Genomic DNA, 20,795 nt, shown 5'->3' on the forward strand with positions numbered 1-20,795 from the left:
GCCCCGGCCGGGCCGCCGACCGGCGGGCAGGCCTCCGCCGGGCGCGACCCGCGATCCGCGGGCGACTCCCCTGCCACCGACTCCCCCGCGGGCGGTTCCCCCGTGGTCGCCACCGGGACGGACGGCCGGGCGGACGCCGGGGCCTCCCCCTCCGCCCAGCCGTCCCCGCCCGCCACGCCGTCCACCGGGCAGCCCGGCGCCGGACAGTCCCCGCACCCGCCCGGGCTCCAGCCGACCACCTCGGCCCGTCCGGGGCCCGGTCCGGTCGGCGCCGCCACCGCCGACGCCCCCGAAGCCGGCGCCCCCGGGAGTGCCGGCAGCCCCGGGAGCACCGACGCCCCCAGGAGTGCGGCCACCGGCCAGAACGGTGCCGACAGCGCCGACGCCACCACCCCGGAGGCCGACCGGACCCTCACCGGCACCGGCCTGACCACCACCGTCGGCCGCGACGGCATCCGGCACGCCCTGGACCTCTCGGTGGCCGAGCCGGTCACCGCCCTGCAAGCCGAATTCCGGCTCGCCGCAGGCGAGTTGGCCCCCGGAAGCGGCGCCGCCTGGACCGATCTGCCAGGCGCCGTGGTGACCACCCAGCAGGAGCGCGGCACCCTGGTCTACCGCTTCACCACCCCGCCCGGCACCGACGTCAAGCCCGGCCGCTACGGCTTCGTGGTGCGCGGAAGCCGCCCGGCCGAACCGCCCGGCCCGATCGGGCCGGTGCTCAAGCCGGCTCCGCCGGAGGGCTGGAACGCCGCCGCCTTCGGCATCGAGCACCCCCGGGCGGTCGCCGCACTGGGCGGCTTCGGTCCGCTGTCACCGCAGCCCGCCCAGCAGTTGGCCCACCAGGCCCACTGAACGTCCCACTGAACGTCCCATCTGAACGTCCATCGTCTCGTCCGGTCGTCCGACGATCAGGTAGCTCATGGGCTCATCCCCGCACCCTCGTTCGTTACTGTGGGCAGCACCCGGCCCGACGCCCCACCGGCCCCGGCCCGGGCCGTCGTTCCGCACCCGAGGAGGAGTCCTTGTCCACCGTCCTGACCCAAGGCGGCAACGCACCGCTGACCGCCGCGCGAGTGACCGTCGAGGTCACCGCGCCCAAGGCGCTGGACGTCTCCGGCCTGCTGCTGACCGACGCCGGCAAGGTCCGCTCGGACGCCGACTTCGTCTTCTTCAACGCCCCGCACGGGCCCGGCGTCAGCCTCCGCCCGGCCTCCGCCGGCGAACCGGACGCGATCACCGTCGACACCCCGGCCGTCCCCGCCGACATCAGCAAGATCGTGGTCACCGCCAGCCCGGCCGACCAGTCCGCCACCTTCGCCGGGATCGAGCCCACCGCCACCGTCCGGGACGCCGACACCGGCAGCGTCCTGGTCACCTTCACCCCGCCCCGCCTGGGCCTGGAGACCGCGCTCATCGTGGTCGAGGTCTACCGGCGGGGCGGCGCCTGGAAGGTGCGCGCGGTCGGCCAGGGCTACGCGGACGGCCTGGCGGGCATCGCGACCGACTTCGGCGTCAGCGTCGACGACTCCCCGGCGCCGCCCCCGCAGCCGACCGCCCCCGCGCAGCCCGCCGCCACCGCGCACCCGGCCGCCGACCCGTCCCCGCCGAGCGCGCCGACCGTCCAGATGCACTCCCCCGCCGCGGCGCCACTGCCGCCCGTCCCACCAGTGCCTCCCGTCCCCCCGGTCCCGCCGGTCCCGCCGGTCCCGCCGGTCGACCCCCGGATCGCCCTCGCCACCGTCCCCTCGATGCCCGCCGCACACCCGGCCGCTCCGGCCCCCGACCCCGCCGAGCGCCCCAAGGTCACCCTGGACAAGGGGCGGGTCAGCCTGGTCAAGGGCAGCTCCGTCTCCCTGGTGAAGAACGGCCGCCCCTTCCTCTCCTCGGTCCGGATGGCCCTCGGCTGGGAGTCCGCCGCCCGCGGCCGGGACATCGACCTGGACGCCTCCTGCCTCGCCTTCGACTCCAAGCACCAGCGCCTGGAGACGGCCTGGTTCATGAAGCTGACCATCTTCGACGGCGCGGTCGCCCACTCCGGCGACAACCTGGTCGGCGGGGACGGCGGCGACGACGAGGCGATCACCGTCCACCTGGAGGGCCTCCCGGTCGAGGTCCACGCGCTGGTGTTCGTGGTGAACTCGTTCTCCGGCCAGAAGTTCACCGACCTGCGGAACGCCTACTGCCGCCTGGTGGACGTCCGCACCGAGGAGGAGCTGGTCCGCTTCGACCTCACCCACTCCGAGCCGCGCACCGGCGTGGTGATGTGCAAGCTGGTCCGCCGCCCCACCGGCGAATGGGAGATGACGGCGCTCGGCGAGTTCGTCGACGGCAAGACCGCCCGGGCGATGATCGAACCGTCCGCCGCCCTCCTCTGACGCCGGGCACACCGCCCAACGCGACACCGGACACAGCGCCGGGCACAACACCCGACGCAACCCCGAACGTCAAAGCCACGCCCACCATTTCACCCCCCTGGGGCATCAAGTCGTCCACGGATCGACTCGATTGACTCTCAGGGGGGTGAACCGCACTCTCCGCCGCGTCCTGCACCCGCATGCCCGTGCACCCGTTGAGGAGAGACCGTGCCCCGATTCCCGTCCCGCCTCGCCGTCGCCGGCACCGCCGTCGCCCTCACCCTCGGCCTGACCGCCCCCACCGCCGTCCACGCCGCCGCCAAGCCCGCCACCCGCGCCGGCACCCTGAAGTGGGCCGCCCTCGGCGACTCCTACACCGCCGGCGTCATCGAGGCCACCGGCGACCTCACCACGCCCCAGGACGGCTGCGCCCGCACCACCGGCTCCTACCCCGAGCTGATCCGCCGCGACCTCGGCTCCCTGGTCGACCTGCACAACGTCAGCTGCAGCGGCGCCACCAGCCCGGACGTCTACGTGAACAAGCAGAGCCCGCTCGGCCGCCCGCTCCCGCCGCTCGGCAGCGACCCCAACGCCCCCTACCCGCCCGTCCCGCCGCAGGTCGACGCCGTCGACCCGACGAGCGACGTGGTCACCGTGGGCATCGGCGGCAACGACCTCGGCTTCGGCCAGATCCTCAAGGACTGCATCGAACTCGGCGCCGCCCACTTCGGCCAGGGCACACCCTGCAAGGACAAGTACGCCGCCCAACTTCCCGGCCGCCTCAACCAGTTGCGCGCCGACTACGGCACCATGCTCACCGCCCTCCGGGCGAAGGCCCCGTCCGCCAGGATCATCACCGTCGGCTACCCGCACCTGGTCCCCGAGGACACCGCCCGCTGCCAGTACGGCAACCTGCTGCAGTTCGCCACCTTCACCCCCGGCGACCTCGCCTGGGCCCGCACCGGCATCCTGGAGCCGCTCAACCTGGCCATCGAGCAGGTGTCCTCGGCCCGCCAGGACACCTACGTCGACCTCTACCCCGGCTCCGCCGGGCACAGCGTCTGCGACGCCGACCACTGGCTGGACGGCGTGCTGACCAGCGTCGTTCCGCTCAAGTACGCCCTGGTGCACCCGAACGCCAAGGGCCAGTCCTTCGCCGCCACCCAGGTCGAGAGGACCGCCCTCGGCGGCTGACCGAAAACCAGTGGCGCGTCCCGCCGCCGAGGATCATCCTGGCCCGATGCTCATTCGCGAAGCCACCCCCGAGGACTGGCCGGCCATCTGGCCGTTCTTCCACGCGATCGTCGCCGCCGGCGAGACCTTCCCCTACCCCCTGGACATGTCCTCCGAGCTGGGCCGGGAGTGGTGGATGCACTCCGACCCCGACCGCACGGTGGTCGCCGTCGACGACGACGGCACGGTCCTCGGCACCGCCACCATGAACCGCAACCGCCCCGGCAACGGCGGGCACGTGGCCAGCGCCAGCTACATGGTCGACCCGGCGCACCACGGCAAGGGCATCGGGCGGGCCCTGGTCGAGTACACCATCGACTGGGCCCGCCGAACCGGCTTCCGCGCCATGCAGTTCAACGCGGTGGTCGCCAACAACCACCACGCCGTCCGGCTCTACCGGTCACTGGGCTTCGAGGTCGTCGGCACCGTCCCCGACGCGTTCCACCACCCGGTCGACGGTTACGTCGGCCTGTACGTCATGTACCGCCCACTGTAGGGGAGTTCACCGTAAAGGAGCCCCCCGCAAGGGAGTCCACTACTCCTCGATCGCCCCGCCGACCCGCCGCAGGTGCTGCCGGAAGCTGTACGACGGGTCGGCGGCGCGCCCCTCCAGGTACTCCTCGAACCGGGTCTGCTTCCGCAGGGTGTCCCCGGCGACGATCCGCTCCGCCTGCGCCCGCTCGGTCCGGGCGATCCCGGCGGCCGCCGCCAGCACCTCGCCGGCCCGGTCGGCCGGCACGAACAGCACCCCGTCGGCGTCGGCGAACACCACGTCCCCGACGCCCACCAGGTGCGGCCCGAACCGCGCCGACTCCAGCGCCTCCGGCTCCCGCCCGTCCAGCCGGAGCGGCCCCACCGGCAGCGCACCGTAGCTGAACACCGGCAGCCCGATCTCCACCAGCTCCGGCGTGTCCCGGTGCAGCCCCCACACCACGATCCCGGCCACCCCGGCGGCTCGCGCCTCCAGCACCGCGAGGTCCCCGATGCAGGCCTCGTCGGTCCGCCCGCCGTTGTCGACCACCAGCACGTCCCCGTCCAGCGCGGCCCCGTACGCCTCCAGGAACACGTCCACACTCCCGTAGTGCCGCACCGGCAGCACCCGCCCCGCGACCCGCGCCCCGGCCACCACCGCCCCCACCCCCGCCGGCGCCGCCCGCACCCCCACCCCGAGCCGCACACACGCATCCGCCACCAACGGCGTGGACAGCCCCGCGAACTCCTTCAGCATCCCCAACTCCTCTCAGCAAAAGCCCAGTTGACCAGCACCGGGATCCTATTCCAGGCCCCGGACCCACACCGTCGAGTGATAGTCCGCCGTGTACTGCACAACCCTGTCGGGCGGCGAACAGCGTGACGTCCATCCGAAGGAGGGGCATCACGAGTGCTGGGGCGCATGAGCAACCGATCACGAACTCCCCATCACAGGCCCACATCCTGCTGGAGAGCTTCCTGAGCCTGCACTCCCCCGAAGGCTTCCGGGCCGAGCTCATCGAGGGAGAGATCATCGTGACACCACCGCCGGACGACAGGCACGAGCACTACTTCGACCTGCTGATCGACGAGGTGAAGGCGTAGTCAGCAGTCCGCATGCAAGGTTCCGGCAACAAGGGCTTCGATTGGCCAGGGGCGGCCTCCGCCCGAAGAACTACGTCATCCCGGACCTGACCTTCGCCCCGAGGGAGCTCGGCATCCTCCGGGACGCTCCACCGTGGATGGCCCCGGACGGAGTCGCGATGGTCGCCGAGATCACCTCCACCAAGCCCGACCAGGACCGCATCACCAAGCGGCACTGCTACGCCCGGGCCGGAATCCCGCTCCACCTGCTCATCGACCGCGAGAAGCCGCAGGTCAGCCTCTTCTCCAAGCCGCACCGCGGCAACGCCACCAAGGCCGTGCTCGACGGCGAGCAGGCCGCCTGACACCTACGAGACGCCTGTGCGAGCGGCGAGCTCCCGCACACCTGCCACAGTGACCGGTGCATAGAGCAGGTCAGCCGTCAACGCCCGAAGCGCTGGCCGCTGGACCTCCTCCGGGGCAACCCGCTCGGTGTACCGGAGCGCTGCGACCGTTCGACGGTGGTCGCCGAGATGGTGCCACATGCGTGCACAGTCCGTGCCGAACCGGGCCTGGCGCTCAGCGGTCGGCAGGCGCTCCGGGGCGATCCGTGCCGCATACGGCACGCCCTCATCGGGAGTGCCCAGAGCGGAGTGCACGCCGATCCAATACAGGTCGACCTGCGCTCTGGTCGCGTCGACCGTGAACAGCGTGGTGCGCGGAGTTCCGGAGCCGGCCGAGCGGTTGACCGCGTCCTCGGCACCCGTCATCAGGTCGAGGGCATCACAACGGCGCTGCCCGCATGCTGCCGTGTAGGCGCCGGTCATGAGCAGGGTCGCCGCCACCGCCCGGGACGTGGCGTCGCCCTGCTGCTCGAGCGAGCCGGCCGTTCGGCGCAACAGGTCTACTGCGGCAGCCGGGCGGCCGGCACGCCGCATCGTAATCGCCAACACCCGGGCTGCTTCCCCCTGAACCACCGGGTCGCCACTGGCCTGCGCTGCCGCGAGCGCCCGATCCGCTGCAGGCCACGCCACGTCAGAGTGATTTTTCAGAGCCAGCTCCGTCGCCAACACCCAAGCCCGTGCTACGCAAGCATGCGCCTCCTCCCGGGCCCGCCCGGACACGACCTCGCGGCTTGCCTGCGCCGTGCCCAGCAGCCCGGGGAGAGCCTCGCCGAGGCTCCCGTAACGGGCCGCCGTGAAGGCGGACCGGGCCGAGGCCAGCGAGGCCTTGACCTGCTGCAACGAGACTGGGTCCGATGGTCCTGGCCCATACAGGGCCCCGACGATCCGGGACGACGCATCGGGTGGTGAGGAAGCCGCCGCCGTCGACGGAAGCATCGAGGTCCCGGCCGCCGCCATGCCGGCTACGAGCAGCTGCCTGCGGAGCATGCCGTCCTCCTGATCCGGGGTCACATCTCGCGCCAGCGTAGCCGGTCGGCCCAGGCCGACGGCGTGAAGCGGGAGGCCCAATGCCCGCGCGATCAGTTGAAGCGGCTGCTCCGCCGGCCGTAGGAGACCAGCCTCAACCCGGCTGATCGCGGACGCCGAGTAGCCACACGCCCGGCCCAGTTGGGACTGGGTCATCCGCTGCGCACACCGGGCGGCCCTGATGACCGCCCCGACCTCTTGTTGACGTGACACGGTGCCGCCCTTCGACCGCACGGGGGCGCCACCGTATCGGCGGAACACCCTGCGCGGGCAGGGCGCGCACGGGGTGTGCGGGGCACGCACACGGTGTGCGGGAGCGTCTTCTGGGGCTCCCCAGCCACCTGCCGACCGGGTTCCCTGGTGAATGCCCCGGCCGGGCGCATCCCCATCCCGATCCTCATCCGGAGGAGAGTGCGTCATGAGTGCAACCCTGCCGCTCGACCGCCCCGAGACCCCGAACCCGACCCACACCACCCCGCAGCCCGGTAACGTGCCGGACAGCGACCGGACCGCGTCCGCCGTGTCGTGCCCGGTCTGCGGGTCGGGCTCCACCTACCAGACGATGGACGGCCGCTGGGGCTGCACCGTGTGCGGCTCCAGCTGGGGCTGAGACAGCACAGGAGGGCAGCCACCATGTCGATCTGCGCGCAGTGCCGGACAGCTGAGGCGGCGATCGAGGACCTCGACGTGCATCCACCGCGGCCCTGGTGCCTCGCATGTGCAACAGCCCTCGTACGAGCCGGTGACCCGGTAATCGACTACCGCTCGCTCGCCGGTCGAGACGAGTACGGCTCCGTCCTCGCCGGCGGCAGTACCGCGGTACTACCCTTCCGCTGATCAACGCGACGAAGCGTCCCCGCCCGGCACGTGGGGCACGTGGCCGAGCGGGGGCGCGGTGGTGCCAGGGGTGGAGTGCCGCGTACACGGCCGCGGCAGCGCCGGCGAGGCCACCCAGGGCGCCGACGGTCGGCAGAGGCCAGCGGACCCGCTCGAGAGCCTCGACATCCGCCCGAAGCCGAGCCGTCTTGAGACACCGAGCGGCGGAGCTGATTCCAGCTCCGCCGCTGGTCATATGGCCTGCGGTCAGCTACGGGTGGCCATGGCGCGCAGGAAGAAGGTGAGGTTGGCCGGGCGCTCGGCGAGGCGGCGCATGAAGTAGCCGTACCACTCTACGCAGTGCTTCCGTCGACCTCGGACAATGCAATTGATCATGGTGCGGAGCTCTCGATTTGCCCTTGACCTGCTAAGACATGATGAGACATCTTGAGACGCAGTACTACCGTCCCATGATGACTGGCTCCCTACAGGCGCCCTACAGGGACATCCACCCTACGTAGACTCTACGGAGGCTGCTCCCCCGGGACGTACGGCCAGCCATACCGTTCGGCCGCCCTCTCGCGGAAACGCTCCAGGATGAGAGTGCAGGTCTCGCACGCCCGGATCGGAACGGTGCCCTGCTGCTGAAGCAGCCGGCCGACCACCGCCGTCCGCTCCACGCGTCGCCCACAGCGGTAGCACGTTCCCGGCTCCCACTCGTACGCAGCCAACACAACCTCGCGAGGCGTGGGGGTGCCAGGCTCGTGCATGTCCTTCCAGAGGGATGGGAAATATATCGAACACACGTTCACGCTCGGGGTGCGCCCACTGATGATCCGTGTTGTTGGTGCACCTGTCCAGATCTGCGTTAACGCAGATCAGAGCCGATCTCTACGGTGTTGCCCAATGCCTCGCACGCCGTAGCCAAGGACCGCCCGCCCATGCAGCCCGCGCCGTACCAGCGCGTAGCCGCCAAGATCCGACGTCGGATCGCCGCCGGCATGTGGCTGCCCGGGGATCAACTGCCCTCTCAAGCGGCGTTAGCCAGCGACCTCGACGTCAGCATCGCTGAGGCTCGCCGCGGCATGGCGCCACTCCGAAAGACCGGCGAACTCGAAGGCCGGCCACGTACACGCCTCTTCGTGGCGCATCCTCCTGCTGTGCGCACACTCCTCGACCCCGATCGAGACTGGCCGTACCCCGGCGGCGACGGAGCCACCGGCAGCTGCCGAGCCGACGCCGACCTCGCCCAACGGCTACGGGTGCCCGTCGGCGCACGCCTCCGGTGGCGGCGGGACGAGTGCCTCGACCCCGACTCGCGCCCCAGCCACCTCGTCACCACCTGGCGGCGAGGAGGGCGCGCCTTGGCCTGGGCCCGGTGCGACGCCGAGGCCCAACTGCACCAGCTGACCCTTGAGGAGGCCGAGCACCTCGGGCTCCCGCAGGGCGTCCCAGCCTGGCTGATCCAGCGCACCAGGTTGACCGCCGCCGGGAGCCCCGTCGAGACCGCCGACATGGTGCTGCCCGCGGACCGCTGGCGCGTTCGCCTGCGGTAGAACCTGGCCGACCGTACCGCCGTACGGCCGGCCAGGAGTCGGTGCTACTCCGTCGGCGGCGGGGTCGGCGGCGGCGGAGTGTTCGGTCCAGCCGGCGGCGCCTTCGGCCCCCCGATGCCTCCGGACCCTCCCGATGCCGGGTTCTGTCCGTCGTCGTGCATCTCGTCCTCCTCCTCTAACGCCGCCAGCACCTCGGCCCGCAGCGGGAACTGGGGATGGCGCTTCTCCGTCGGAGCCACAGCTCCCCGGCGGCGTCCAGGCCAACGGCCCTGCCGGTCAAACGGGACGACACCGCTCATGGCGTCCTCTCCAGGTCGGGAACGGGACCAACCATCGTCGCTCTCCCGGGCGGCCGACCGCTGGCGTTCACCGGGAATGACGGCGCGGACGCGGCCCCCGCGCGCGGCCCGGACAGCCCTCGTGACCGTCAACCAGTTCGCGCCGCTCGTCAACCGTGACCACCAGACGCCCGTACACCTCCGCCCCGCATCCCACACAGGTGCCCTTCGTCATCACGACCGGCGCCCCGCCAACGGCACTCACCGGGCCATCCCCCGCCCAGGCAGGCCCCGGTAGCCAGCGATGTAGCCCTGACGCTGGATCCACCCCTGCGCACTCGACTCGGTGGAGAACGCGCGCAGAGTGCCCTCGTCGTCCTGGACCAGGCAACCGGTCTCGGTGTCGCGGACGGCCCACGACCGGCCGCCGCGAGGGCCCGGCGGCAACGGCTCGGCGGTGTACCGGTCGCAAACCCGCTGGGCCCGGGTCCGGCCATCACCGTGCCACACGCGGACGACCGCCTGGCCGCCGCCGGTCAGCCCGAGAGGCCAGTCGAGGACCCCGTTGCCGTCCATCATGCGTGCCAGATCAGCCGTATCGCCGGATGCGAGCAGCCACTCCATCGCCTTCAGCTCGTACGCGCTGATCGGAAGCTGGCGGACCGTCTGCCACAGCGCGTCGAGGGCTTGCAGGGCCGGGAGCGTGGTGCGGTCCAGGTGACCGTCCACCGCGACCGTCAAGGTGTCATCGGGGTCCATGCCCTGGTCCTCCTGCATCATCGTGGAACGGTTCGTTCAATGCGTCCGTCGCGACGGCGCAGGGCCACGGGATGCAGCAGCGCACGCACTGACCGCCTGCGCTACGGTGCTCGTCCAGGAGCATGCGGGCCGTCGTCGCGGAAGAGTGGTGCTGGAGGTTCCGAGGGGCGCCCCGACGGCGACCACGCGGGTCGACGTTCACAAGATCGGCGGTGCTCACGACACGTCCGTGAGGCAGGCGCGGTGGGCCACCACAGGCCAACCGAGCGGGGCCGTCTTGGAGCCAGTCGACGTGTAGACCCAGCCAGCCGCAACCATCGGCGGTTCGGGTGAGCCGCAGCTGATGCAGGCCTCCCCGTGCAGCCGAGCCGGGCTTATCGATCCCGGCTCGACAACCTCTACTGTCGGTGTCTCTGTCACGCCCCTAAGCGTCCCCGGCAGCTACCCCCGAAAGTGCCACAACCTGTGGCACCTACACGGCTCTCGCCCACCGGGCGAAGGCGAGCAACTGGTCGTCCCGACCGCGCGACAACCTGACCATCGTGGCCAGCTCCGCCCGCACTTGACCGTGCTCCCGGACGTGCTGCGGCGCGATCCGCCGGGCCACCATCAGCGATTCCTTGGCATGCTGGGGCCGGCCCAGGAGCATCTGGGCCCGTCCGAGGTCGATGTAGTAGTGCGACCGGCGCTCAGCCGGAAGCTCCTGCGGTGGCGCCCAGCGGGCCGCCGCCGCTACCGCGTCACGGAGATCCTGCGGCTCGCCCAGCTCCACGGCCACCGAAAGCCGGTGGATCTCCAGGCTGTCAGGCCCTACCGCGGTGCCGTCGTAGAGCCGCTCCCGGACCCGGCGCGCCAGTGCTTCGGCGTCCCGCAGATGTTCCCGGGCCTCGTCCGCGCGCCGCATTCGGCCGGCCGCGACCGCCGCGCGCATGTGCAATGCTGCCGCAGCTGCGGCGAGCGGCTCCGTCGTCGGGGATGGCATCCGGTCGATGGCGGCACGGAGCGACCGGAGGCCGGGACCGAGCCTGTCGGCGGAGAAGTAGATCTCCATGCGGACGTACGCCGCGGCAGCTTCGAGGGCGGGTTCAGCGGCGATCGACGCGGCCCATCGCATCAGCTCGACCAGGCGAGCGCTCAGGTCCCGGTAGCCGTACTTGTAGGCCACCGCGTCCGCCGACCTGATCGCCAGTGCGAGGAGACGGGCGGCCTGTTCGCGCTCAACGCCACCCCGAGCCTGGTCAACGGCGCGGAACAACTCCCCGAGAAGATGCGGCACCTGCTCGGCGAGGTGCGCGTACTGCGACTGCACACGGTCCTCGACTACCCGGCCGACGTCAGCTGCCAGCTCGCGGAGTGGCCGAACCGGGCCGTCGTCCGGCAGGTCGTACGCGGCGATCACGCGCTGCAGCTCGGGGATGGCCTCGTGCACCCTGCTATCGGTACGACCAGGGCCCTCCAGCAGATCCTCCGGCGTCCGGCCAAGGGCACGGGCCAGCGCGTCCAGAACCCCGTCACCTGGTGACCGCTCGCCGACCTCGACCTTGCGAATCGTGCTGTACGAGACGCCGGACAGTTCCTCCAGCCTGCGCCGAGTCAACCCAGCAGCCAAGCGAGCAGTTTCGATTCGCTGACCGAGTGCGGCAGCAGTCGTTCCGGGCATCCCCAAAGCTCCGTTCCGTGGTCGCACTCGGAACGGTACCGGCGCCGGTGCGGCGCCGGGTGGATTCGCCCGGCGGCATAACCGTCGGGGCATCCCTGCTACTGGTCGACCAGTAGTTCGGCCAGCTCGGTCAGTGAGTTCACGGTCCAGTCCGCGTCCGGCGCGCTGCTGGTGAGGCCGATCGGACCGCGGCGGAGGTGCGCGGCCCGAAGGCCTGCCGCCCGGGCCGGCGTGATGTCGTTCGCCGGGTGATCACCGACATACACGATCTCGTGAGGCTCTCCGGGCGCCCACACTTTCACCCGCTCAAAGAAGGCCCCGTTCGGCTTGGACACCCCCCACTCGCCGGACGTGGCAATCGCGTCGGCCGGCATGTCGAGCCCGCGCAACAGCGCAGATACCGCCGGGTTCTGGTTGCCCGCGATCCCCACCCACACCCCCGCCGCTCGCAACCGGGCCAGAGCGGGACGTACATCCGGGTACAGGTCGGACTCGTCGAGGAAGTCGCCTTGCCCAGCCGCCTGCCGGGCCCGCCACTCGGCAGCCACGTCCACGCCCGGCCGCACGATCCGAATCGCGTCCGCGTTGTCCCGTCCCTGCGCGAGCACGGCCCCGACCAGGGCCGACATCGTGTGTGTAGGGATGCCGAGCCAGCGGGCCCAGTCGCCCCAGTAGCGGGTGTCACTGGTCAAGGTCTCGCCGATGTCGAACACCACAGATCGCACGGTCACGCCGCGAGCCTAGCGGGGTCGGGGCGTCCTGTCGGTGGTCTCTCGTACGATGACAACATGCCCACGCCGCTCAACGGCGAGCAGGCCGCGGCCTGACCCGTTTGGTCACAGCTCAGCCAAACCGCCTCCACACGACACGGCCGCGTCGATACGGTCCCCCCACCACCCGCACCACGTCCCAGGGGGGACCATGCGCCGCACCACCCTCACCCTCCTCACCGCCGGCCTCCTCGCCGCCACCGCCGCCTGCTCCAGCAGCAGTTCGACGAGCAGCCCGGCCGCTGCCACGACGCCGCCCGCCGCAGGCACAGCAGCACCCGCACCGGCGAGCCCGAAGGCGACCCCGGCCGCCGCCGCTCAGGACGCGGCGACCATCGCCGCGAAGATCAAGAAGGCGGTCCCGACTGCCAAGACCATCACGGTCATCACCGCCGACACCGACTCGAACCACCTGCTGGGCAAGCCCCACCAGTACACGAGCGCGGCACACATCGTCGACACCCGCACCGACAGCACCACCAGCGGCATCGACAGCGGGGCCACCGTCGAGGCCTTCGCCAACGAAGCCGACGCGAAGGCCCGTGCCGCCTACATCAAGTCGATCGGCGACGCCCAGCCGATCTTCGCTGAGCAGGACTTCGTCCATGGCAGCGTGCTGGTGCGGGTCGCCAAGGCGCTGACCCCCGCGCAGGCCGCGGAGTACGACAAGGCCGCCGGCTGACCTCACGACGAAGCGCCCCCGCCGGCACGAGGCCGAGCGGGGGCGAGGTAGTTCAGTGGACGAGCGGCGCCACAGAGGCGACGACGGCGACGACAGCAGCGATCGCAGAGATGGTCGGTAGCGGCGAGTTGACCGTGACGCTGCTTATGGCGACCCGCTTCGGAAACCCAGTCAATCAGTCGTCCTGGAACTACGACGCCTGGAAGCCAGCCCTTGCGAGCGCGGGCCTCATCGAGCCGTGGAACGACAGCCGAAGCTCGCATCACCGCGGCGGCTGGGAGGCGGCACGCGAACTCGGCTTCCACATCACACGCCACACCTACGCCTCCGTGCAGTTGCAGGCTGGCGAGTCGATCGTCGCCTTGTCGCAGTGGCTGGGACACGATGACCCCGGATTCACCCTTCGCCGCTACACGCACTTCATGCCAGAGGATGGCAAGCGCGGCCGCTCCGCAGTAGACGCATGGCTCGGGCTCGGGTCGGCAGCAGATCTCCTGCCGTTCGACGTCCTGGAGCCGTTGGGGGCGCAAGAACGCCCGGTGGAAGGCGACTTGGCCGTGCTGTACCTGACAGCCGTCCCGAAGGGGCGCGAGTGGACGGTGACTCTCCCTCGCCGCGCAGGCGAGCCCCCGTTGGGCCAGATCCTCGTGAGCTGCAGCACCGCGGCCCGCGCACTTGCCACAGGAGCCTCCTGGCTCCGCGCCAACACGGTTGCGCTTGGCGGCCAGGTCGTCGGGGTGAAGAATGTGGATGTACCGCCGCAGCACGGGGGGCTGGCGTTGAGCCGCGTGGTTCTGGCGGCCGACGCGGCTGGCGACTTCCTCGCGGCGCTCGCGGCGTGAGTTGAAATGGATCTCTATCGGTGCTCTATGGGGCACCAATGAGAACCCAGGGCCCCGAAGTGGCGTAGACCAATCCGAATGCCGAGCGGCGGAGCTGAATTCAGCTCCGCCGCTGGTCATACGGCCTAACGTCAGCCTCGGGTGGCCATGGCGCGCAGGAAGAAGGTGAGGTTGGCCGGGCGCTCGGCGAGGCGGCGCATGAAGTAGCCGTACCACTCCTGGCCGTACGGGAGGTAGACCCGCATGGTGTTGCCCTCCTCCGCGAGGCGCAGCTGCTCCTCGGGGCGGATGCCGTACAGCATCTGGTACTCGAAGGAGTCCCGGGTGCGGTTGTTCCACTGGGCCAGCTGGCCGGCGATCTTGATCATGTTGGGGTCGTGCGAGGCGATCATCGGGTAGCCCTCGCCGGCCATCAGGATCTTCAGTGCGCGGACGTACGCGAGGTCGACCTCGTGCTTGCCCTGGAAGGCGACCGACTCGGGCTCCTTGTAGGCGCCCTTGCACAGCCGCACCCGGGAGCCGGCGCCGGAGAACTCGCGGCAGTCGGCCTCGGTGCGGCGCAGGTAGGCCTGGAGGACGACGCCCAGCCAGGGGTAGTCCGCCCGCAGCTCGCGCGCGATGGCGAGGGTGGAGTCGGTGGTGGTGTGGTCCTCCATGTCGAGGGTCACCGTGGTGCCAGCGTCGGCGGCGGCCTCGCAGATGCGGCGGGCGTTCTCCAGCGCGATCTTCTCGCCGTCCACCGGCAGGAACTGGCCGACGGCCGACAGCTTCACGGACACCTCGGCGCCGGCCGCCAGGCCGGTCTCCTTGAGGGCCTTGAGCAGGTGCTCGTACGCCTCGGCGGTGCCGGCCGCCTGGGCGGCGTCCTTGGTGTCCTCGCCGAGGTGGTCGAGGGTGACCTTGCGGCCGGTCGCGACCAGGTCGTCGGTCGCGGTGACGGCGTCGTCGAGGACGTCACCGGCGACGAAGCGCTCGACTATCGCGTGGGTCGGGGGGAACTTCTCGACCACGGTGCGGACCTGGGGGGACCGGGAGGCCGCGAGAAGGGCGGAACGGAGCATCGTGACTCCAGGAGCTGGTGTTTCCAAGGGTGGCAGAAAGAGCCGGGGCGGCGGTACGGGGGTGGAGCCGCCGCCCCGGCGGGGCGATGCCCGGCTGCGGGGCCGGGCATCGCGGGTGACCGTTGGCTACTGGCGCAGAGCGGTCGGGAACGGGCTGGTCAGCCCATGTGCGGGTAGCGGTAGTCGGTCGGCGGGACGAAGGTCTCCTTGACCGAGCGGGTCGAGGTCCAGCGCGTCAGGTTCTGCTTGGCGCCGGCCTTGTCGTTGGTGCCGGAGGCCCGGCCGCCACCGAAGGGCTGCTGGCCGACGACGGCGCCGGTCGGCTTGTCGTTGATGTAGAAGTTGCCGGCGGCGAAGCGCAGCTTGTGCATCGCGTCCTGGGCCGCCGCGCGGTCCTGGGCGATGATCGCGCCGGTCAGGCCGTACGCCGACACGGACTCCATCTGGGCCAGCATCTCGTCGTACTTCTCGTCCTCGTAGACGTACACGGCGAGGATCGGGCCGAAGTACTCGTCACGGAAGTACTCGGAGGCCGGGTCCTGGCAGACCAGGACGGTCGGGCGGACGAAGTAGCCGACCGAGTCGTCGTACGTGCCGCCGGCGAGGACCTCGACGGAGTCGTCGGCCCGGGCGCGGTCGATGGCGGCCTTGTTCTTGGCGAAGGCGCGCTCGTCGATGACGGCCGACATGAAGTTGGACAGGTCGGTGACGTCGCCCATGGTGAGGCCGTCGACCTCGGCGGCGAACTCGTCCTTGAGGCCGGCCCAGATCGAGGCGGGGACGTAGGCGCGGGAGAGCGCCGAGCACTTCTGGCCCTGGAACTCGAAGGCGCCGCGGGTCATCGCGGTCTTCAGCACGGCCGGGTCGGCGGACGGGTGGGCGACCAGGAAGTCCTTGCCGCCGGTCTCGCCGACGATCCGCGGGTAGGTGCGGTAGCCGGCGATGTTCTCGCCCACGGAACGCCACAGGTGCTGGAAGGTGGCGGTGGAGCCGGTGAAGTGGATGCCGGCCAGCGCCGGGTGCTTGAGCGCGACGGCGGAGACGTCCAGGCCGTCACCGGTCACCATGTTGATGACGCCCTTGGGCAGGCCCGCCTCCTCCAGCAGCTGCATCAGCAGGTGCGCGGAGAACTGCTGGGTCGGGGAGGGCTTCCACAGCACCACGTTGCCCATCAGCGCGGGCGCGGTCGGCAGGTTGCCGGCGATCGCGGTGAAGTTGAACGGGGTGATCGCGTAGACGAAGCCCTCGAGCGGGCGGTGGTCGCTGCGGTTCCACACGCCGTCCGAGGAGATCGGCTGCTCGGCCATGATCTGGCGGGCGAAGTGCACGTTGAAGCGCAGGAAGTCGACCAGCTCGCAGGGGGTGTCGATCTCGGCCTGCTGGGCGGTCTTGGACTGGCCGAGCATGGTGGCGGCGGCCAGGGTCTCGCGCCAGGGGCCGGCCAGCAGGTCGGCGGCCTTGAGGAAGATCGCGGCGCGGGAGTCGAAGGAGAGCGCCTGCCAGGCCGGGGCAGCGGCCAGGGCAGTGTCGATGGCCTCCTGCGCGTCGGCCTGGGTGGCGTTGCGCAGGGTGCCGAGCCGAGCCGCGTGGTTGTGCGGCTGGACGACGTGGAACTCGGTGCCGCCGCCCATCCGGCGCTCACCGTTGATCGTCATGGTCAGCTGGACCGGCTCCTGGCCGCCCAGCTCCTTCAGCTTGGCCTCCAGGCGAGCCCGTTCCGGGCTGCCGGGGGCGTAGCTGTGGACCGGCTCGTTCACCGGCGCGGGGACCTGGGTCACAGCGTCCATAGAGCGCACGCTCTCCTTCGTTCAATGCGGGGGGATTGCCTGCGCGGGTCACACGCGGGCCACAGCACGAACGCTATTCCTGCCCGCCCGGCCACTTGATTGGCCGGGCGGCTAAATTCCCCCGTACGGCGTTGTCCGGCCCGACGAAAGCGGTCACGCCGCGGTCACGACCACCCGTCAGGCGGCCCGACCGGAACGCCCCGCCGGCCCCACCAGCCCCGCCGACCCCACCGGCACCACCCGCCGCTCCCAGTCGATCCGGTACCCGTGCACCGGCCGGAGCATCTTCTCCGGGCTCATGACCGTCCGCATCATGATCGGCGCGACCAGCCGGAACAGCAGCCGCCCGACCGGCCCGGAGGCCTTCTGGCTGTTGGTGCGCGCGGCATCGGCGGCGATCTTCTCCACCCGGGGCCGGCGCAGCGCCTCGTACGCGGCGAAGGCCTCGGCGTGGTCGGGCAGGTCGCGCAGGCAGCGGGCGAGTTCGACGGCGCTCTCGACGGCCAGCGAGACGCCCTGGCCGGAGCTGTTGGACGGCGCGTGCACCGCGTCGCCGACCAGCACCATCCGGCCGCGGTACCAGTGCGGGACGGACGGCATGATCTCCAGCCGGGGGAAGGTCTCGACGGTCCCGGCGTCGGCGACCCGCAGCACCTCGCGGGCGGGCAGGTCGTCGGCGTGCAGTTCGCGGCAGCGGCGCAGCCACTCCTCCTGGCTGAGCGCGCGCACCTGCTCGGTGGTGAGCTGCTCGGGCTGCGGGATGTTGCTGAACCAGGCGGTGCCGCTGCCGTCGGCGAGGCCCCAGTAGCCGAAGAAGGCCCGGGCGCCGTTGGCGAAGTGCACGGTCTCGCCGCGGCCGGCCCGGCCGGGGAGCCGGTACGGGCTGTAGCCGCCGACGCCGAGCAGGCCGGTGTACTTCGCGGCGGGCGCGGCCGGGTCGATCAGGGCGCGGACGGTGGAGCCGGTGCCGTCGGCACCGATCAGCAGGTCGCCGGTGGCGGTGGTGCCGTCGGCGAAGTGCGCGGTGATGCCGTCGGCACCGTCCTCGACGGCCACCAGCCGCTTGCCGTAGCGCACTTGGAGGCCGGTCTCGCCCAGTCGCCGCTGCAGCACTTCGTACATCTCGGCGCGCCGCATCAGCCGCCCGCGCGGCAGGTCGGCGAGGCCGGCGAACTCGGCCAGCACACCGCCCTTGCCGTCCTCGATCACCATCGGGCCGACCGGCTGGCCGACCCGGCCGAGCTCGGCCTCCAGTCCGACGGCGGCCAGCGCGCCGAGCCCGTTGGGGGCGATCATGAAGGTTCCGCCGATGCCCTCGGCGGAGGTCTCGTAGGCCTCGAAGACCTCCGCCTCGATGCCGGCCTTGCGCAGCGCCAGCGCCATCACCGGACCGGCGATGCCGCCGCCGATGACCAGGGCCTTCTTCGCGGACGTAGCAGACGTAGCAGACGTAGCGGACATAGCGGACGTAGCGGACGTACGGGTGGTGCTCATTCCAGGCTCCTCATGAACTCCTGCAGGGTCCGGTTGAACTCCGGCTCCCCGATCTGCGCGATGAGGTTCTCGGTGTAGCGGCGCTCGGCCTCCAGCAGCGCCAGGGCGTACTCCTCCTCGACGACGAACATCGGGTGGACGTCCGTCTCGACGGCCTGGCGCAGCAGGGCGCGCGAGGTGTCGATCCGCGCGTCCAGCGCCTCCAGCCGCCGGCCGAGCAGGGCGGCCGACTCCTCGGTCGGCAGCACCACGAGCAGGCAGAGCGCGACCCCGAAGGCCGGGTACTCCTCCTGCGGTTCGGCGAGCCATTCGCGCATCCAGTCGAGGAGTTCCGTCCGGCCCTCGGGCGTTAGGGCGTAGACGGTGCGCTCCGGTCGCTGGGTGTCGCGGACGGTCTCCTGTTCGGCGACGAACCCGGCCTTCCGCAGCTGCTCCACGACCATGTAGAGCGAGCTGCGGTTGTACTTGATGTTGCGGTCCTTGCCGTGCTCCTTGAGCCGGCGCCCCATCTCGTACGGATGCATCGGCTCGCCTCCGAGCTCGGCCAGGACCGCGAGGGCCAGGGGGTTGGAGACCTTGCGTCGCTTCGCCATGAGAACGTTCCTCATCACTTGGTCAGTACTGACTATCCATTCTCGGATAGTCAGAGTCAACTATTCAGGAGTAACCATCGCCGGGACGGTCCACAAGTCTGTCCGCCCGGCTAAAATCAACCACACCCCGTTGTCCGCCCGGATGAACCGAACGCCCGGGACGAACCGGGCCGGTCGGACGAACCGAACGCCCGGACGCACGCACCGGACGCACGCACCGGACGCACGCACCGGACGGACCGGACGGACCGGACGGACCGGACCGCCCGGACACACCGGATGAAGGAGGCCCGGAATGACCACCCCCGGCCTCCCGCTCCGCCGGCTGCTGATGTCGCTCGGCGAGCCCCTGGTCGAACTCCAGGCCGCCCCCCAGGGCCTGGACGTCCCCGTGCGCGACGTCGCGATCCTCGACCCGGAGGACCCCCCGACCGCCGCTCCCGGCGAACTCGTCCTCGCCATCGGCGCCCGAGGCCGCGCCGCCCTCCCCGCCCTGCGCGCGGCGGGCCGGGCCGGCGCCGCCGCCGTCGCGGTCAAGCTGGACGCCCCCGGCCAGGCCGACGCCCTGCGCGAGGCCGCCACCGACGCGGGTGTCGCCCTGCTCTCGGTGCGCCGCGAGACCCGCTGGGAGCACCTGGACTCGCTCGCCCGGGCGATCATCGCCGGCCCCGACGCCCCGGACTCCCCCGGCGCCCCCGAGCCCAACGCCGGCGACCTCTTCTCGCTCGCCCAGACCGTCGCCGTGCTCACCAACGGCATCGTCTCGATCGAGGACACCTCCAGCCGGGTCCTCGCCTACTCCCGCTCCTCCGACTCCGACGAGGTCGACGACCTGCGCCGACTGTCCATCCTCGGCTGGCAGGGCCCGGAGCCGTACCTCTCCAAGCTCCGCGAGTGGGGCATCTTCCAGCACCTGCGCAGTTCGGACGCCCCGATCGCGGTCGAGCCGCACCCCGAGCTGGGCCTGCGCCGCCGCCTCGCGGTCGGCATCCGGGCCGGGGCGCAGCCACTGGGCACCATCTGGGTTCAGGAGGGCGCTCAGCCGCTGGCGCCGCACGCCGAACAGGCCCTGGTCGGCGCCGCCCGGGTCGCGGCCGCCCAACTGGTGCGCCGCCGACGCGAGTTGTCCGCCGACGTCCGACTCACCCAGACCCTGCTGACCGGGCTGCTGGAGGGATCCACCGGCCCCCAGTCGCTGGCCACCCACCTCGGACTGGACCTGCGCCGCCCGGCCACCGTGCTCGCCTACGCCGCCCGCACCACCGAGGCGCTGCACCGCTCCGACGTCACCGGCCTGATCTCGGTGCACACCGCGGCCCGGCACCGCACCGCTCTGCTCGCCCCGATCGAGTCCCGGGTCTACGTGCTGCTGCCGGAGCTGCCGGCCGGCCTGCCGATGACCACCGTGCGCGACTGGGCCGCCGAGGTGGTCACCGCGGCCCGGGAGCACCTCGGCATCCCGTTGCGGGCCGCGATCGGCTCGACCGTCGAGGGCCTGTCCCAGGTGCCGGACTCCCGTGCCCAGGCCGACCGCATCCTGGACGCGATGGGCCGCGGCGGGGTGGACCTCGACGTCGCGGCACTGATCGACGTCCAGGCCGAGGTGCTGGTCAGCGAGATGCTGGCGCTGCTCCAGGAACGCGGCGGCCTGCGCGACCCCCGGCTCACCGCGCTCACGGCGTACGACCGCCGGCACGGCACCCGGCTCGCCGAGTCGGTGCTCGCCTGGCTGGACGCCCTGGGTGAGGTCCGGGTCGCCGCCGACGCCCTGCACATCCACCCCAACACCCTGCGCTACCGGGTGCGCCGCGCCGAGCAGTTGACCGGCATCGACCTCGCCCAACCGCAGCAGCGACTGCTGGCGATGCTGCAACTGCGGCTGCCCGCGGACGAGTGACCCGCGGGCAGCCGATCTTGTGCGACGCT

At 71.6% G+C, this 20,795-nt stretch carries 20 protein-coding genes and 3 pseudogenes; 12 read left to right on the plus strand and 11 right to left on the minus strand.

Annotated features, from left to right (window positions below; genetic code table 11):
• The 4 genes and pseudogenes from ACFWIS_RS36265 to ACFWIS_RS36280 form a co-directional block, all read left to right on the plus strand.
• Positions 1-852: pseudogene (locus ACFWIS_RS36265) on the plus strand (hypothetical protein); the annotation flags it as partial.
• A 182-nt stretch (positions 853-1,034) separates the two neighbouring features.
• Entirely contained in the window at positions 1,035-2,375 is a 1,341-nt protein-coding gene (locus ACFWIS_RS36270) for a TerD family protein (protein ID WP_380461791.1), read from the plus strand.
• Between the two features lie 207 nt (positions 2,376-2,582).
• Positions 2,583-3,548, plus strand: coding sequence for an SGNH/GDSL hydrolase family protein (locus tag ACFWIS_RS36275; RefSeq protein WP_380461770.1), 966 nt, complete (start codon positions 2,583-2,585; stop codon positions 3,546-3,548).
• Positions 3,549-3,594: 46 nt separating this feature from the next.
• Positions 3,595-4,083 (plus strand): GNAT family N-acetyltransferase, encoded by a 489-nt coding sequence (locus ACFWIS_RS36280; protein WP_380461771.1) that lies wholly within the window; start codon positions 3,595-3,597, stop codon positions 4,081-4,083.
• Between the two features lie 39 nt (positions 4,084-4,122).
• Here the strand turns inward: ACFWIS_RS36280 and ACFWIS_RS36285 are convergent, their stop codons facing one another.
• A complete protein-coding gene (locus tag ACFWIS_RS36285; protein WP_380461772.1) occupies positions 4,123-4,815 on the minus strand; it encodes an RraA family protein in 693 nt (230 codons plus the stop codon).
• A 122-nt stretch (positions 4,816-4,937) separates the two neighbouring features.
• On the opposite strand from ACFWIS_RS36285, the gene ACFWIS_RS36290 reads away from it, so the two are divergent.
• Positions 4,938-5,162, plus strand: coding sequence for a hypothetical protein (locus ACFWIS_RS36290; protein ID WP_380461773.1), 225 nt, complete (start codon positions 4,938-4,940; stop codon positions 5,160-5,162).
• A 41-nt stretch (positions 5,163-5,203) separates the two neighbouring features.
• Positions 5,204-5,506 carry a Uma2 family endonuclease gene (locus ACFWIS_RS36295; protein ID WP_380461774.1) on the plus strand — a complete coding sequence of 101 codons (303 nt, stop codon included), beginning with the start codon at positions 5,204-5,206 and terminating at the stop codon, positions 5,504-5,506.
• Between the two features lie 3 nt (positions 5,507-5,509).
• Here the strand turns inward: ACFWIS_RS36295 and ACFWIS_RS36300 are convergent, their stop codons facing one another.
• On the minus strand, positions 5,510-6,385 hold the full coding sequence (locus ACFWIS_RS36300; RefSeq protein WP_380461792.1) for an XRE family transcriptional regulator: 876 nt from the start codon (positions 6,383-6,385) through the stop codon (positions 5,510-5,512).
• 225 nt (positions 6,386-6,610) lie between these two features.
• Positions 6,611-6,991, minus strand: a pseudogene (locus tag ACFWIS_RS36305) (helix-turn-helix domain-containing protein); the annotation flags it as partial.
• Between ACFWIS_RS36305 and ACFWIS_RS36310 the strand changes: the two are divergent.
• On the plus strand, positions 6,990-7,181 hold the full coding sequence (locus ACFWIS_RS36310) for a hypothetical protein (RefSeq protein ID WP_380461775.1): 192 nt from the start codon (positions 6,990-6,992) through the stop codon (positions 7,179-7,181). The pseudogene ACFWIS_RS36305 and the gene ACFWIS_RS36310 overlap by 2 nt on opposite strands.
• Positions 7,182-7,654: 473 nt before the next feature.
• Here ACFWIS_RS36310 and ACFWIS_RS36315 read toward each other — a convergent pair whose 3' ends face one another.
• A complete protein-coding gene (locus ACFWIS_RS36315) occupies positions 7,655-7,783 on the minus strand; it encodes a hypothetical protein (protein WP_380461793.1) in 129 nt (42 codons plus the stop codon).
• Between the two features lie 545 nt (positions 7,784-8,328).
• Here ACFWIS_RS36315 and ACFWIS_RS36320 point away from each other — a divergent pair.
• Together ACFWIS_RS36320 and ACFWIS_RS36325 are read left to right on the plus strand one after the other, a co-directional pair.
• Positions 8,329-8,520: pseudogene (locus ACFWIS_RS36320) on the plus strand (GntR family transcriptional regulator); the annotation flags it as partial.
• Between the two features lie 27 nt (positions 8,521-8,547).
• Positions 8,548-8,943 carry a UTRA domain-containing protein gene (locus ACFWIS_RS36325; protein WP_380461794.1) on the plus strand — a complete coding sequence of 132 codons (396 nt, stop codon included), beginning with the start codon at positions 8,548-8,550 and terminating at the stop codon, positions 8,941-8,943.
• 539 nt (positions 8,944-9,482) lie between these two features.
• On the opposite strand, the gene ACFWIS_RS36330 is transcribed toward ACFWIS_RS36325, so the two are convergent.
• The 3 genes from ACFWIS_RS36330 to ACFWIS_RS36340 form a co-directional block, all read right to left on the minus strand.
• The gene (locus ACFWIS_RS36330) at positions 9,483-10,001 is read right to left on the minus strand and encodes a hypothetical protein (protein ID WP_380461776.1); all 519 of its coding nucleotides are present in this window, start codon (positions 9,999-10,001) and stop codon (positions 9,483-9,485) included.
• A 451-nt stretch (positions 10,002-10,452) separates the two neighbouring features.
• Complete coding sequence (locus ACFWIS_RS36335) at positions 10,453-11,640, minus strand: helix-turn-helix domain-containing protein (protein WP_380461777.1); 1,188 nt, start codon at positions 11,638-11,640, stop codon at positions 10,453-10,455.
• A 98-nt stretch (positions 11,641-11,738) separates the two neighbouring features.
• On the minus strand, positions 11,739-12,356 hold the full coding sequence (locus ACFWIS_RS36340) for an HAD family hydrolase (RefSeq protein ID WP_380461778.1): 618 nt from the start codon (positions 12,354-12,356) through the stop codon (positions 11,739-11,741).
• 205 nt (positions 12,357-12,561) lie between these two features.
• On the opposite strand from ACFWIS_RS36340, the gene ACFWIS_RS36345 reads away from it, so the two are divergent.
• Together ACFWIS_RS36345 and ACFWIS_RS36350 are read left to right on the plus strand one after the other, a co-directional pair.
• Entirely contained in the window at positions 12,562-13,092 is a 531-nt protein-coding gene (locus ACFWIS_RS36345; protein WP_380461779.1) for a hypothetical protein, read from the plus strand.
• A gap of 128 nt (positions 13,093-13,220) precedes the next feature.
• Complete coding sequence (locus tag ACFWIS_RS36350) at positions 13,221-13,934, plus strand: hypothetical protein (RefSeq protein WP_380461780.1); 714 nt, start codon at positions 13,221-13,223, stop codon at positions 13,932-13,934.
• A gap of 131 nt (positions 13,935-14,065) precedes the next feature.
• Here ACFWIS_RS36350 and ACFWIS_RS36355 read toward each other — a convergent pair whose 3' ends face one another.
• From ACFWIS_RS36355 to ACFWIS_RS36370, 4 genes are all read right to left on the minus strand, one after another.
• Complete coding sequence (locus tag ACFWIS_RS36355) at positions 14,066-14,995, minus strand: proline dehydrogenase family protein (protein ID WP_380461781.1); 930 nt, start codon at positions 14,993-14,995, stop codon at positions 14,066-14,068.
• Between the two features lie 158 nt (positions 14,996-15,153).
• On the minus strand, positions 15,154-16,782 hold the full coding sequence (pruA, locus tag ACFWIS_RS36360) for an L-glutamate gamma-semialdehyde dehydrogenase (protein ID WP_380461782.1): 1,629 nt from the start codon (positions 16,780-16,782) through the stop codon (positions 15,154-15,156).
• A gap of 177 nt (positions 16,783-16,959) precedes the next feature.
• Positions 16,960-18,276: an FAD-dependent oxidoreductase gene (locus tag ACFWIS_RS36365; protein ID WP_380461783.1), complete on the minus strand. Its 1,317-nt coding sequence runs from the start codon at positions 18,274-18,276 to the stop codon at positions 16,960-16,962.
• Positions 18,273-18,869: a PadR family transcriptional regulator gene (locus tag ACFWIS_RS36370; RefSeq protein WP_380461784.1), complete on the minus strand. Its 597-nt coding sequence runs from the start codon at positions 18,867-18,869 to the stop codon at positions 18,273-18,275. The genes ACFWIS_RS36365 and ACFWIS_RS36370 overlap by 4 nt, the downstream gene beginning before the upstream one ends.
• A gap of 295 nt (positions 18,870-19,164) precedes the next feature.
• Here ACFWIS_RS36370 and ACFWIS_RS36375 point away from each other — a divergent pair, with 295 nt between their 5' ends.
• Entirely contained in the window at positions 19,165-20,766 is a 1,602-nt protein-coding gene (locus ACFWIS_RS36375) for a PucR family transcriptional regulator (protein WP_380461785.1), read from the plus strand.
• Positions 20,767-20,795 lie beyond the last annotated feature (29 nt).

This window comes from Kitasatospora sp. NPDC127060, assembly GCF_042724935.1.
Classification (GTDB): domain Bacteria; phylum Actinomycetota; class Actinomycetes; order Streptomycetales; family Streptomycetaceae; genus Kitasatospora.